A 13932-nucleotide genomic window follows, 5' to 3' on the forward strand; every position below is an offset into this window, starting at 1 on the left:
TGTGTAGTGCTAATTTACATCAACCATTAGCTTTCTATTTGCTACTATCAACACGAGATACTCATCTTTCAAATTCCGAATGATTTCTTCGGATTAATTAAATATCACTATACGAGAATAAATTTTAAATGTCAACCCTTAAATTCTGATTAGTTTTTAATTTCTGATAAACAATAAGCTCTTAATAACTTTTCACTTTCAAGAATAGAATCTTCATGTGTGCGTTCTAAAGCATGTGAAGATTCAATACCTGCACCGAATAATCCATGTCGAATATCAGCGCCTGCATGTAGCGCAGCAGAAGCATCAGAACCATAATAAGGATATATATCTAATTTATATTCAATATCATTTTCTTTGCATAAATTGACTAAATGATTTCTTAAACCTACATGATACGGTCCTGAAGCATCTTTCACACAAATAGATACTGTGTATTCATCAGAAGCTTGTCCATCTCCTAATGCACCCATATCAAATGCGATAAATTCTACAACTTTATCAGAAATACTTGAATTTGCACCATATCCAATTTCCTCATTGTTCGAAATATAAAATTGTGTCGTATGTGGAAGTTCAACATTTTCTTCTTTAAGGTATTTCAAAAATTGTAATATCATCGCAACACTTGCTTTATCATCAAGGTGACGAGATTTAACAAATCCTGATTCTGTATGTACAAATCTTGGATCAAAGCTCACAGCATCTCCAATTTCAATGCCTAATACTCTTGTATCTTCTGGATTAAATGTTTTTTCATCTAATCTGACTTCCATATGTTCGGCATTTCGTGGAATTTCAGTATTATTTTTATATACATGGACACTTGTTTCATGTAAACAAATGGTACCTGTTATTTCTTTTCCACTTTGAGTTGTGATGGTACAATATTCCCCTTCAATCGCATTCCAACTAAATCCCCCAATTAAATCTAGTTGTAATCTACCATCTTCTTTAATATCTTTAACAATTGCACCTAATGTATCTACGTGTGCTGTAATCAGACGTTGTGCATCATCATTTTTTCCTGGTACGTTGATAAATAATCCACCTTTGTGTGTTACACTTGTATCATAATTTAATGACTCAGCAACTTTTCTACAATATTCAACTGCTGGATCAGCAAATCCAGACGGACTATTAATGTAAACAAGTTCTTTAATTGTATCGATCGTTTCTTTTACGTTAATTGTCATATTACCACTCCTTATACATTTATTATCATTCTATACTTTTAAAAAAATAAATCAATAACACTTGCTTTCACACACTAACTTACTTTAAACTATTAAAGTATTGGAGGGATTTTATGCAACGCGTATTTATAGTTGGACTAGGATTAATTGGTGGGAGTTTAATACAAAATATTAAATTTTATCATCCAAATTTACATATAACAGGTTACGATTATTTTGAAAAACATTCAGAAATCGCATTATCTATGAAAATTATAGATGAAATCGCAACAGACTTTGATTCTAGTGCTCGTCAAGCAGATTTAATTATATTAGCCACACCCGTACAACAATCTATCGAGTACGGTAAGCGCTTATTAGAAATTGATACTAAACCAGGATTAATCGTTACCGATACAGGTAGTACGAAATTAGGATTAAGTTCACTTGAATCACAATTGTTAGAACAGGATATTCATTTAATCGGCGGACATCCAATGGCAGGTAGTCATAAGTCAGGTGTCACAAATTCTAAAAAGCACTTATTCGAGAATGCTTATTATGTATTGATATATGATCAAGCGGAAAATGAAGCGGCTTATAGTGAAGTTAAACATTTGCTAGAACCTACTAAAGCAAAATTCATCAAAATGTCAGCAAAAGAACATGACTATGTAACAGGTGTCGTCAGTCATTTTCCACATGTCATCGCATCAAGTTTAATTCATATGAATGAAGAAAATACACAAATATCCGAATATGTCAGAACACTAGCAGCAGGCGGTTTCCGTGACATCACACGAATCGCGAGTAGTAATGCAGATATGTGGCGTGACATCACATTAGAAAATAAAGAACATCTTGTCACACTTATGGAAAATTGGATTGAACAAATGACACATACGAAAGAAATGATTGAAGAAGGAAATCCAGCATTAATTCATGATTTTTATCAATCAGCCAAAACATATAGAGACCAACTCCCTATTAAAGAACAAGGTGCCTTAACTTCAACATTCGATTTATATGTTGATATCCCAGATAAACCAGGTATGATTAGTGAAGTAACAAGAATACTCGGACAAAATCACATCTCTATTACAAACATCCGAATATTAGAAGTAAGAGAAGATATTATGGGTGCATTAAGATTAAGCTTCAAATCAAGCACAGACAGAGATCGCGCAATAGAAGCCTTACAATCATTTGATACGTATACATTGTAATATTGAATATTGAGAAATGGGAAAAAAGCCAAGAGATTTAAGGTCTCTTGGCTTTGTTTTGATTTGAGGAAATGATTGTGGATGAGCTCTTGGCTCAAGTTGAGTATTAAGCCATGACTTGACCTATCTCTTGGCTTAATTAGGACGTTAAGCCATGACTTAGGCTATCTCTTGGCTTTACTCAGTCGTTAAGCTATGACTTGGATTCCTTCTATTGTACATCCCCCTATATTTAAACAAAAAACTGCCCATAATAGGCAGTTTTTTATATTGTTTCTGATACTTTTTTAGAGAAATACATTGTGTTGACTAAATATAAAATGATTAATAATGACACACTAAAGAATTGATTATTATCTGAAGAAACCGAGAATATTGATGCTAGTGCTATACATCCTATTATTAATTGTTGGTTCAGTGTATAAGTTTTTTGTAGTGCAATTAATGTAATATATTGTTCTCCACTATCCATCATATCAATCATTTTTTCGTTTAATTGTTTATCTCCTGCTTTTGGATAGTTTCGCTCTGGGTATAATTTTCTCAATTTAGATAAATGCATATATGATATCGGTGCTGTTGCTATTAATGAAATCATCGCAATTAATAATGACATCATACTTGGTTCTTTTGTTAAATTAATGACGATATTTAATATTGTTAATGCTATTGTCATAATGATACCAAGCAATATGGGTGGATAAATTAATGTTTTTTCTAACTGTATTTCTATTTCATCTTCATTTTCTGGATTTGTTTCATATTTTCTATATTTTTCAGCTTTTTTATAAACGTTTAATAAAATGATAAATAAAATGATAAATGCGATTGCTAGAATAATGGCTGTAATATCAGTTTGCAAGGTCGTAAGTTCAATTTCTAAAAAGTCATGTCCTTTTTTAAAAATACTTGTTAGTAATCCTCCTACTAGACCACCGATCAACATATATAATATTAAGTTACCTATTAACATAATTTTATTCTTTTTCATAATTCATCCTCCTCGAATATGAAAACATCTTCAACATTTTCTTTGAGTATTCTTGCTATTCTAACAGCAGTCAATACAGATGGCATAAAGTTATTCCGTTCTATCAAAGAAACTGTTTGTCTTGAAATCCCTGCTCTTTTAGCCAATTCAGTTTGGTTAAATCCTTCCCGAGCTCTTAACTCTTTTACCCTATTTCTCATTTGACCACCACCTACATTTTTAATATACATGATTATAGTCAAAATGACAACTATACTTGTCATTTTGTTATATATAATTGTCACAACTACTATGTATAAGAATGCATATCTTTGTTAATTTATTAAAATCATATTTACTTATTTGTAATTATATGTGAAGATTAAATAATTACATATTTCAGAATATTTTGAAGGGGGTATTTTTATGGATCATTTTGGCTTTTGGTCGATTATTCCTCCAATTATAGCCATCATTATGGTATTACTTACGAGAAGTGTTATTGTTTCATTATTTTTAGGATTATTTTCAGGCATACTCTTGTTATCGAGTTTCCATCCAATTTCTTCATTAAAAAAATTACTTGGAGATTATTTGTACAGCACAGTTGCAGATGAATATAATGCTGGAATACTTATTTTATTAGTGTTTATCGGGTGCTTTGTTGCGTTGCTTGAGAATTCAGGTGGTGCAAAAGCATTTGCCAATCGATTTATATCTGGTGCGAAAAGTCGTATCAAAATCCAACTTGCTGCTTGGTTTAGTGGTATTATAATATTCTTTTCAGAAATGGGCACACCTTTAATTGTTGGACCAATTTATGAAAGTTTATTTGATAAAGCGAAGATATCTCGAGAAAAATTAGCTTGGATTATTGATTCAACAGCATCGCCAGTTTCTGTAATGGTACCGTTTATTGGTTGGGGCGTTTATATTATGGGGTTAATTGATACAGAATTTAAACAATTAAGTATAGATATGTCCTCATGGGATGCCTTTATGGTTTCATTACCATACTTTATTTATCCAGTCCTTGCAGTATTAATCGTCCCTCTTATTGTTTTATTAAAATTAGATTTCGGACCTATGAAAGCAGCTGAGGATCGAATAATGAATACTGGACAAATTTATTGGGACAATGCGAAACCATTAAGAGAAAGTGTGGAAGTCGATAAAGATGTAGAAAATAAAAGTAAACCTATTTTAATTTGGTTACCTATCGTCATCTTAATTGTTTCATTGTTTACATTATTAGCACCAAAAGGCTTTCCATTCCAAAGTGTGGAAGGAAAAGATTTCAGAATAGCTCTAAGTTTATCTTATTTCTTTGCAGCTATTTCTATTATCTTATTAATGTTATTTTATAAAGTTAAAACAATTAGTCAATCATTAAATATTTATACTTCTGGTATGAAAAACATGACAGATATTTTAGTTATTTTAGTATTAGCATGGTCATTAGGAAGTGTATTGGATAAATTAGGAACGGCTAACTACATCGTTCAAGTTATTGATGGCACGATACCACCTGCTATAATACCTGCTTTAATATTCCTAGTCGGTGCTTGTATGTCTTTTGCAAACGGAACATCTTGGGGGACATTTGCTATTATGTTGCCACTCGCAATTCCATTAGGGTATCATTTAGACATTTCGTTAGCAGTTTGTATTGGAGCTGTTATTTCTGGAGGTATTTTCGGCGATCACAGTTCTCCAATATCAGATACGACCATATTATCATCTACAGGTGCTGGTGCAGATCATAAAGATCACAACAAGACCCAAGTACCGATTGCAATTTTTAACGGTACCATAACAACAATTGCACTACTTATTACAAGTATGATTGATTTTAAATTCACACTTATTTTAGCTATCTTATTCATGATTTGTGGCGTCTTCATTATTAATCAAGTTCAGAAATATCGGTATAATCATTAAAAAAGAGGTGGGATTTTTCCCACCTCTTTTCATTATTTCCATTTAAGCGCTCTAAAAATTTGTTCAGTTTGTTGTTCAATGAGTTTATCACCATTATTCATAGCTTCTTCTAAAGACATAGGACCATTAGTAATACTAAAAGCCGCAGTTAAACCTTGTTCATGAAGTGCTGATAAAGGACTCTCAACCGTACCACCAATTGCAATAACAGGTATTTGATAAGATTTTGCAATTTGTGCAATTCCTGATATGACTTTACCACCAGAAGTTTGACCATCAATTTTACCTTCACCAGTGATAATCAAGTCTATTTTATTTTCTTTAATAATATCTTTAAAATTCACAAAATCTACTACAAGTTCGATACCTCTTTTTAATTCTGCATTTAAGAACGCTAACATGCCACCTGCTGTTCCACCTGCAGCGCCAGCACCTTCTATATTGCTTATTACTTTGCCTTTAATTGTCTTAATAACATCTGCAAAATGAATAAATGATTGATCTAGCCTTTCAACGATTTCTGGAGTTGCACCTTTTTGAGGACCAAATATATAACTCGCCCCTTGTTTACCAACGAATGGATTCGTCACATCGCAAGCAATTTCAAATTTCACATCATGTATTTGTGGCATCACATTTGATTCATCTATCGTAACAATGTTATGAATATGTTCTGCACCTAAAGGTATATCTACTCCATTTTTATCTAAAAATTGATAACCTAATGCTTGTAACAAACCAATTCCCGCATCATTTGTAGCACTTCCACCCAAGCATACAATAAAATGTTTAATACCTTTTTCAATGGCATCTTTAATAAGTAAGCCTGTTCCATAAGTGGTCGTATGTAATGGATTAAGTTCTTCTTGTTTTAGTAAATCAATCCCTGAACTTGTTGCTAGTTCGATAATAGCTGTCTTTCCATCGCCAGTTATACCATAACTTGATTGTATTGGTCTTGATAATGGATCTATACTATTAACTTCAATTACTGTTCCTTTAGTTGCTTGCACTAAATTAATCATCGTACCTTCTCCACCATCTGCCATTGGAAGAAGAAACGTTTTAGTTTCAGGATCTACTGTTAAAATGCCACGTTCTATCGCTTGCGCAGCACTGAGTGCATCTATACTACCTTTAAAGGAATCTGGTGCAATTAATACTTTCATGAATAACGCCACCTTCTTAAGATTTCGTTCTATTTATATGTTACAGAAAAATTATAAAATTAACAGATTTAATTAATAAAATGGGAAGAATATTGGTAATAGAATCATTGAAACAATGATAGATAAAATAATTAGTGGGATACCCGCTATAGCATAGTCTTTAAACTTAAATCCACCAAGACCATAAACCATTGTATTGGCAGGCATACCAATTGGTGTTGCAAATGCTAGTGAACCACCGATTACAGTCGCCATTAATACAGCGCTAGGATCAGCTCCCATACCATTTGCTATAGAAATACTAATCGGAACTAATAATGCAGTTGTTGCTGTGTTAGACATAAAATTCGTCATAGTAGCAGATAACACGAGTATAACAAATAATAATACATACGGTGATGGGTCTTTACCTAATGTACTCATTAATGAACTGGCTATCACCTTTCCTGCACCAGATACTTGAATAGCATTTGCTAAAGCAAGTGAACCTACAAATAATAGTATCGTATTCATATCAATTGATCTCATTGCCTTTTTCTCAGGAATAACTCTCGTCGCTATTAATACTAAAGCACCGATCCATGCAGAAACATGTAACGCAATACCTATTTGCTGTTCAAAAATCATTGCAATAACGGTTAAAATCAATACGCCTAAAGACATAACTTGTTTCCATTTTGGAACCTTTGAATAATCAACTTCCTGTGCATATATTGAATCTTCTTCAAGATCGACTTCTTCTCTTTTAGGTAATAATTTATGTCCAATTAAAGTGAAATATAATATACCGATAATCAGAATTGGTAATCCTACTTTTGCATATTCAAAAAATCCAAATCCATCACCTATTTGTTTAAGCGCTGATTGTGCAATCATGTTACCAGGTGCACCAATTAAACTTAAGTTACCACCCATTGCAGCTGCAAAAACTAATGGTAATAGTAAAGTAGATCTTGAAAAACCGGATTTTGCTGCAATACCAATTACAACTGGTATTAAAACTGCTGCAGTACCTGTATTAGAAAGTACCCCTGACATTAAACCAGTTATTAACATTACAGAAATAATTAATTGTCTTTCAGTTTTAGCAAATTTTGTGAAGATTCCCCCTATTTTTTGAGCCATTCCTGTCTCGAAAAACGCGCCACCAACAATAAACATAGCCATAAATAATAGTACGTTACTATCAACGAATCCTGCAAAAGCTTCTTCAGGTTTAAGTACGCCTGTAATGACTAATCCAATTGCGACGATCATCGCAGTTACTGCTAACGGTATCTTTTCCCAAGCGAACATAACTATTGCAAATACTAAAAATATTAAAGTAATTATTGAACTATCCATACTAAACACCCCTTATTCCAAAATTTGATAGCGTTTTCATTTCAATCATCGTACATTAACGTATACATTAAGTCAATAATTTAGTGAAATATTTTTCTTTTTAAGTTATATGTTGACATTAACGTATACATTATTTAATAATGGATGTATCACAAAGAAACAGGAGGTTATTTATCATGTCACAACAAAAAACATTTAAAATTGCTGTCATTCCAGGTGATGGTATTGGTAAAGAAGTTATTAACGAAGGGGTTCGTGTATTAGATCATTTAGCAGAGCAATCCAATAATCAATTTTCATTTGATTTTGATTACTTCCCTTGGGGTTGTGAGTATTATTTAGAAAATGGTCGCATGATGGCTGAAGATGGACTAGAAACATTAAAAGACTATGATGCTATATACTTTGGTGCTGTTGGGTTCCCAAATGTTCCCGATCACATTAGCTTATGGGGATTGAGAATTGCAATATGCCAAGGATTTGACCAGTGGGCTAATATTCGTCCAGTTGAATTTTTACCAGGTGTTGAAAGTAAATTAAATCATCCTGATGTTGAATCTTTAAATTGGGTACTCATCCGTGAAAATTCTGAAGGTGAATATTCAGGTGTTGGTGGTCGTAACTTTACTGGTAGAGGTGAAGGAAATGAAGTAGCTGTTCAGTCATCTCTATTTACAGAAAAAGGCTGTGAACGTGTTATTAGATATGCTTTTGAAACTGCAAGAAAACGTAAACGTAAAAAAGTAACAAGTGTTACTAAAAGTAATGCGCAACAATATGGGATGGTATTATGGGATGATGTATTTAAGCGCGTGAGCAAAGAATATCCTGATGTGGAAACTGATCAATGGTTAGTTGATGCTATGGCGGCACACTTTGTGTTACATCCAGAAGATTTAGAAGTCGTAGTTGCATCTAACTTATTAGCAGATATTTTATCTGACTTAGGTAGTGCATTAGCAGGTAGTTTAGGTATTGCAGCAAGTGCAAACTTAAATCCAGATCGTCGTTATCCAAGTATGTTTGAATCAGTTCATGGTTCTGCACCAGATATTGCTGGTAAAGGTATCGCAAACCCTATTGGAGCTATTGGTAGTGCAGCATTAATGTTAGATCATTTAGGATTAAAAGAAGAAGCAAATCAAGTCAATGAAGCTATTAAGAAAGCGACTGGTTCTGGCGCACTTACAATAGACATTGGTGGCAATACAACAACTAAAGAAATGGCAGATTCAATTATTGAGAACTTACATTCAAATGTGAAGCAATAATTTTATTCGTAATCATTTTATATAACAGCACGTCTTTCTGTTATAATGAGAGAAACTCATTTTAAGAAAGACGTGTATTTTTTATTATTTGAATGAGGAGGATACGACATGTCAGAAGAGCATCAAATTGAGTATGATTCTTTAAAAGGAAAACTTCTAGACATCGCTAAACAGTTAGATGAACAGCGATTACCTATTCGTGCTTATAATATATTACGTATTGCGATTAAAAATTTAATACTTGAGCCAGGTCAAACAATTTTAGAAAGAGAAATTGCTGAAGCTTTAGAAATGAGTCGCACACCTGTTAGAGAGGCGTTAGTGAGACTACAAACTGAAGGATTACTGACCTTAATTCCGAGGCGTGGCTTTCATATCAATCCGATAAAAAAGCATGATTTGAAGGAAATCTATGAAATTACTGAAACATTAGATGGTTTGGCAGTAGAATTAGCGACAACTAAAGTGACAGAAGAAAATATAGCACATTTAAAGCATTTAATAGAATTACAACAAGAACAACTTGAACAAAATAATTTATACGAATGGTCGATATTAGATGATCAATTCCATGCAGATTTAATTAGTTTTGCAAATAATACACGCTTAAGTAGCGTTATTAATATTCATGCAGACCAATTATTTAGAGCTAGATTATTCACAATCAATGATCGTCCTGTTCCATATCAATCTATCGTTGAACATAAAGCAATTATTGCATGTATTGAAGCTAAGGATAAGCATGCAGCACGATTAGCTATGCAATCTCACAGAAAAAGAGCGTGGGGAGAAATTGTTCATTCATTAAATGACTAGATTAAAAAACCATAAACTTTACTCAAAAATTGTTTATGGTTTTTCTTTATACTTTATTTTATTGATGAGTATAAGTTAAATCCCAACCTATACCAAATTTATCTATTACTTTTGCATATGTCTGACCCCAGAAAGTTTGTCCAAGTTCCATTTGAACTTGTCCACCTTCTTTAAAGATATTATAAACTTCATTAATTTGTTCTTCTGTTTCAAATTCTAAAACAACATATATATTGTGATTCTTATGAAGTGAATCATCGTCATTTGGTATATCAGAAAACATAAATAAATGACCATTAACTTCTAATTGTGCATGTATAATTCTATTAGGATCTTCGGAGGCATCTACACCTGCGTCACCATAAGTTTGTGATTCTCTTACGCTTCCATCTAATGCTTCACTATAAAACGCTAACGCTTCTTCGCAAGTTCCGTTAAAGTAAAGATAAGGTGTAACTTGTTTAATCACCATGCACCACTCCCCATATTTGATTGTTAATCAAAATAAGTATATAAATGTGCAAAGAGTTTGTCAAATGTTAATAAAATTTACGTTTTAAACACAAAATGATTATTTATTATATTTCACTTATGATTAACTAGATGATAATTACTTTCTTTTTGTCTACTATATGTGTTATTGACACTCATTTCATTAGAAAGCAATGCTAATGCTTCATCACGTTCTCGCTCAAATGTATCTATAAATAAATTCAGTTCACGAGCTCGTTCTGGAACGAGTTGCGTAAGTGAAATATTTAATGCTGAATACTTCTCATGTTTATCACATAATTGTTCTGTAAAACTCCAGATTACTCTAAATATATCCATCGTAATATTCGTGCCATCTTTTAAAGTATAAGTTTTAGAGATTGTATTGGCATTACTTTTGAGTGAAAAAGCAATTGTCTTAACTAATAAATTTCTAGATCTTAATTGCTTTGTTAAACGTTCCACTTGTTGAAGAATGATTTCTTTCATCTCATAATATTGGTATTGTTTCTCAAGTGCGACTTCACATTTAATGTTCGGATTATAAATACTATGTGCTTCTCGTACAGTATTAGTATCTATTCCATTGCTGATTAAATTCAATTCCTTACCCATCGTTCCATATAATTGTGTTAATTTATTAACTGGATAGCGTGCTAAATCTCCAACAGTATATAAACCAAGCTCATTTAATTCCTTTTCTAATCGATCATTTATCCCCCACACTTTATGCAATGGATGTATCGACCACACTCTATCTCTTATATCGCTATAATTTAATACTCCAATTGATTGATCATGTTGGTAAGACTCGTTATCTAAAGCCAACTTGCTCAGCAACATATTCGGTCCAATACCTATATGACAATTCAATTGTGTTTCTTGTTCAATTTCAGCTCGGATAATAGCAGCAAATTCACTTGGACTATCACAATACTGTTTATAATAATCTGTCACATCAATAAAAATTTCGTCTACACGATGTTGTTGGATATCAACTGCATGTACATAATTAAGCAATACTTTATAAATAGCATTTGCATAGTTTATATATTGTTTCATATTTGGATTAATGATAAAGATATCATTTCTGTGTGGTATTTCAAATAGACGTGAACCGGTCTTGATTCCTAATTCTTGTAATGGCTCAGTAGCTGAAATAACGATGGCACCTTGCCTTTTCGTATCGGAAATAACAGCCAATTTATATTCATTGGGGTTAATACCTTTTGAAACAGACGACACATTTGCAAAAAAATTATGATGACTTAAACATAAAATATATCTCTCTTGGAAATCACTGTAATTGTACATCACATCACCTCCCAGAACATTTGTTTGTATTATCATTATATACGAACACATGTTCTATTTCAAGAGATTTATTTATCTAAATAAAAAAGTCCTACAAAGATTAACCTCTTATAGGTCAACTTTATAGGACTGCAATATAAATTATCGTACTATACTTAATTTTTCTTCGTCGTCAGCGCCAATTGACTGATCAATATGAACATGTGTCTTTAAAAATATTTCTTCTGGCTCGCCTTTGAATTCAATTTGTTCTAATTTAAATTCAAATTCGTATTCTTGATGGTCTTTCTTCTTAATCAAGAAGGATTGATTAACTTTATGCTTATGCAATTCATAATCAAATTCCGAAAAATCACTATCCTCATTTTGATTATTGACGCGTTCAATAAGTGACAATTCAATATATTTAACTTCTAAATCACATGAACCGCCTTTAAATATTACTTTACCTTTTATGGGCTCTTCTTCATTAAAAGTCATTTTTTCTAAACGCGTATCGATTGTTAGATTACCGACACCTATAGAGGTAAGTAACTTTTCAAACATAATACAAATCCCCCTTAATCTTCATTAAAGATAGTTTAACTCGATTAAACTAAAATTTAAAGTGATTAAAGAGGATTTTTTTAATTATAATTGATATTTTTTAACAAACGTCAATTTTCAACATAAACTTACTTATATAATCCTAAAGCTTTCGATGTAGATGTATTAATTTCATTAAATAAATCTGGATTATCAGATAAATTTGTTCTAAATGAAGGAATCATTTGTTTAATTTTATCTTCCCAGTTTACAAATTCATTAGGGAAACATTTTTCAAGTAACTGCAACATAACATGTACAGCAGTAGAAGCACCTGGAGAGGCACCTAATAATGCAGAAATAGAGCCATCTTCACTTGTTACAAGTTCAGTACCAAATTGTAATGTACCCTTTCCGCCTTCTTTTGTATCTTTAATGACTTGTACACGTTGACCAGCAATTACGATATCCCAATCTTCTAACTTAGCAGTCGGTATAAATTCTTTTAGTTCTTCTAAACGCTTTTCATCTGACAATAAGACTTGTTCTACTAAATATTTCGTTAATCCCATTTCTTTTAAACCAGCTGATAACATCGTAAAGATATTATTCGGTTTCACTGAGCCAAATAAATCTAAGTTAGAGCCAGTTTTCAAGAATTTAGGTGAGAATCCAGCAAATGGTCCAAATAATAATGAACGTTTACCTTCAATATATCTAGTATCTAGATGCGGCACAGACATTGGTGGCGCACCAACTTTTGCTTTACCGTATACTTTAGCATCATGTTTAGCAATAATTTCTTCGTTATTACTTACCATAAATAAACCACTAACTGGGAAACCTCCAATATTAGAAGCTTCCTTAATGCCTGTCTTTTGTAAAAGTGGTAAACTACCGCCACCAGCACCGATAAACACAAATTGAGTATTGTGATATTCGACCTTTTTAGTTTCGGCATTATAGATCTTTAATTGCCATGAATTGTCTTCATTTCTTCGAATATTCTGAACAGAATGATTATAATTTAACTCAACACCTTGGTCTTTTAAGTCACTTAATAATGAGCGCGTTAAATTCCCAAAGTTTACATCCGTACCAGATTCAATTTTAGTTGCGGCAATTCTTTCATCTTTAGAACGCCCTTCCATCATAAGTGGCATCCAATGCTTTAACGTTTCAAAATTATCTGTAAACGTCATACCATTGAATAATGGATTTTTTGATAATGCATCACATCTATTTTTCAAAAATTGTACATTTTTGTCTCCATACACAAAACTCATATGTGGTACAGGACGAATAAATGATTGTGGATCTGTTAAACTACCTTTGTTTACTAAATATGTCCAAAATTGCTTTGATAATTGAAATTGTTCATTTATTTGAATTGCTTTATCAATATTAACTGAACCATCCGCCTCTTCTTTAGTATAATTCAATTCACATAATGCTGAATGACCAGTTCCCGCGTTATTCCATTCGTTAGAACTTTCTTCAGCAGGTTTTGATAATTTTTCAAATAATTTAATTTCTAAGTTTGGTGATAATTCTTTAAGCATTGTACCTAAAGTAGCACTCATAATGCCTCCACCAATTAATATTACATCTGTTTTCTTATGTAAAGCATTCATAATTAACTACAGAGCCCCTTTCAATATTAACCATTTCGACTAAATATATGTCCAT

General features: G+C 32.2%; 13 protein-coding genes. 4 read left to right on the forward strand and 9 right to left on the reverse strand.

From position 1 onward, the window contains the following. Positions 1-149 precede the first annotated feature (149 nt). On the reverse strand, positions 150-1196 hold the full coding sequence (locus LQ617_RS02220) for a M42 family metallopeptidase (RefSeq protein WP_239739390.1): 1047 nt from the start codon (positions 1194-1196) through the stop codon (positions 150-152). Positions 1197-1309: 113 nt separating this feature from the next. Between LQ617_RS02220 and LQ617_RS02225 the strand changes: the two genes are divergently transcribed. Continuing rightward, complete coding sequence (locus LQ617_RS02225; protein WP_049318928.1) at positions 1310-2401, forward strand: prephenate dehydrogenase; 1092 nt, start codon at positions 1310-1312, stop codon at positions 2399-2401. A 265-nt stretch (positions 2402-2666) separates the two neighbouring features. Here the strand turns inward: LQ617_RS02225 and LQ617_RS02230 are convergent, their stop codons facing one another. Further along, positions 2667-3392 (reverse strand): DUF3169 family protein, encoded by a 726-nt coding sequence (locus LQ617_RS02230; protein WP_239739392.1) that lies wholly within the window; start codon positions 3390-3392, stop codon positions 2667-2669. Further along, a complete protein-coding gene (locus LQ617_RS02235; protein ID WP_025905978.1) occupies positions 3389-3592 on the reverse strand; it encodes a helix-turn-helix transcriptional regulator in 204 nt (67 codons plus the stop codon). Before LQ617_RS02235 ends, LQ617_RS02230 begins: the two co-directional genes overlap by 4 nt. Before the next feature lie 205 nt (positions 3593-3797). Here LQ617_RS02235 and LQ617_RS02240 point away from each other — a divergent pair, with 205 nt between their 5' ends. Next, complete coding sequence (locus tag LQ617_RS02240; RefSeq protein ID WP_239739394.1) at positions 3798-5312, forward strand: Na+/H+ antiporter NhaC family protein; 1515 nt, start codon at positions 3798-3800, stop codon at positions 5310-5312. A gap of 32 nt (positions 5313-5344) precedes the next feature. On the opposite strand, the gene LQ617_RS02245 is transcribed toward LQ617_RS02240, so the two are convergent. Continuing rightward, the gene (locus LQ617_RS02245) at positions 5345-6481 is read right to left on the reverse strand and encodes a glycerate kinase (protein ID WP_204255065.1); all 1137 of its coding nucleotides are present in this window, start codon (positions 6479-6481) and stop codon (positions 5345-5347) included. A 72-nt stretch (positions 6482-6553) separates the two neighbouring features. Further along, positions 6554-7825, reverse strand: a complete 1272-nt coding sequence (locus LQ617_RS02250) for an SLC13 family permease (RefSeq protein ID WP_239739397.1) — start codon at positions 7823-7825, stop codon at positions 6554-6556. A gap of 176 nt (positions 7826-8001) precedes the next feature. On the opposite strand from LQ617_RS02250, the gene LQ617_RS02255 reads away from it, so the two are divergent. Next, positions 8002-9096, forward strand: coding sequence for a tartrate dehydrogenase (locus tag LQ617_RS02255; RefSeq protein ID WP_037587972.1), 1095 nt, complete (start codon positions 8002-8004; stop codon positions 9094-9096). A gap of 108 nt (positions 9097-9204) precedes the next feature. Next, positions 9205-9912 (forward strand): GntR family transcriptional regulator, encoded by a 708-nt coding sequence (locus LQ617_RS02260; RefSeq protein ID WP_239739399.1) that lies wholly within the window; start codon positions 9205-9207, stop codon positions 9910-9912. Between the two features lie 58 nt (positions 9913-9970). Here LQ617_RS02260 and LQ617_RS02265 read toward each other — a convergent pair whose 3' ends face one another. The 4 genes from LQ617_RS02265 to mqo all read right to left on the reverse strand — a co-directional run bounded on the left by LQ617_RS02265 (position 9971) and on the right by mqo (position 13877). Next, positions 9971-10384 (reverse strand): VOC family protein, encoded by a 414-nt coding sequence (locus tag LQ617_RS02265; protein WP_191092286.1) that lies wholly within the window; start codon positions 10382-10384, stop codon positions 9971-9973. A 113-nt stretch (positions 10385-10497) separates the two neighbouring features. Then, on the reverse strand, positions 10498-11718 hold the full coding sequence (locus LQ617_RS02270) for a Y-family DNA polymerase (protein WP_204170081.1): 1221 nt from the start codon (positions 11716-11718) through the stop codon (positions 10498-10500). Positions 11719-11859: 141 nt separating this feature from the next. Continuing rightward, complete coding sequence (locus LQ617_RS02275; protein WP_025905962.1) at positions 11860-12264, reverse strand: sporulation protein; 405 nt, start codon at positions 12262-12264, stop codon at positions 11860-11862. A gap of 128 nt (positions 12265-12392) precedes the next feature. Next, positions 12393-13877, reverse strand: a complete 1485-nt coding sequence (gene mqo / locus LQ617_RS02280) for a malate dehydrogenase (quinone) (RefSeq protein ID WP_239739401.1) — start codon at positions 13875-13877, stop codon at positions 12393-12395. Between the last annotated feature and the right edge of the window lie 55 nt (positions 13878-13932).

This window comes from Mammaliicoccus sp. P-M59, from assembly GCF_022386135.1.
GTDB lineage: Bacteria > Bacillota > Bacilli > Staphylococcales > Staphylococcaceae > Mammaliicoccus > Mammaliicoccus sciuri_A.

Coding starts and splice junctions, on each gene's coding strand:
- LQ617_RS02255 (WP_037587972.1), top strand. CDS start 8,002: ATGTCACAACAAAAAACATTTAAAATTGCTGTCATTCCAGGTGATGGT.
- LQ617_RS02245 (WP_204255065.1), bottom strand. CDS start 6,481: ATGAAAGTATTAATTGCACCAGATTCCTTTAAAGGTAGTATAGATGCA.
- LQ617_RS02225 (WP_049318928.1), top strand. CDS start 1,310: ATGCAACGCGTATTTATAGTTGGACTAGGATTAATTGGTGGGAGTTTA.
- LQ617_RS02260 (WP_239739399.1), top strand. CDS start 9,205: ATGTCAGAAGAGCATCAAATTGAGTATGATTCTTTAAAAGGAAAACTT.
- LQ617_RS02230 (WP_239739392.1), bottom strand. CDS start 3,392: ATGAAAAAGAATAAAATTATGTTAATAGGTAACTTAATATTATATATG.
- LQ617_RS02240 (WP_239739394.1), top strand. CDS start 3,798: ATGGATCATTTTGGCTTTTGGTCGATTATTCCTCCAATTATAGCCATC.
- LQ617_RS02220 (WP_239739390.1), bottom strand. CDS start 1,196: ATGACAATTAACGTAAAAGAAACGATCGATACAATTAAAGAACTTGTT.
- LQ617_RS02250 (WP_239739397.1), bottom strand. CDS start 7,825: ATGGATAGTTCAATAATTACTTTAATATTTTTAGTATTTGCAATAGTT.
- LQ617_RS02265 (WP_191092286.1), bottom strand. CDS start 10,384: ATGGTGATTAAACAAGTTACACCTTATCTTTACTTTAACGGAACTTGC.
- LQ617_RS02235 (WP_025905978.1), bottom strand. CDS start 3,592: ATGAGAAATAGGGTAAAAGAGTTAAGAGCTCGGGAAGGATTTAACCAA.
- mqo (WP_239739401.1), bottom strand. CDS start 13,877: ATGAATGCTTTACATAAGAAAACAGATGTAATATTAATTGGTGGAGGC.
- LQ617_RS02275 (WP_025905962.1), bottom strand. CDS start 12,264: ATGTTTGAAAAGTTACTTACCTCTATAGGTGTCGGTAATCTAACAATC.
- LQ617_RS02270 (WP_204170081.1), bottom strand. CDS start 11,718: ATGTACAATTACAGTGATTTCCAAGAGAGATATATTTTATGTTTAAGT.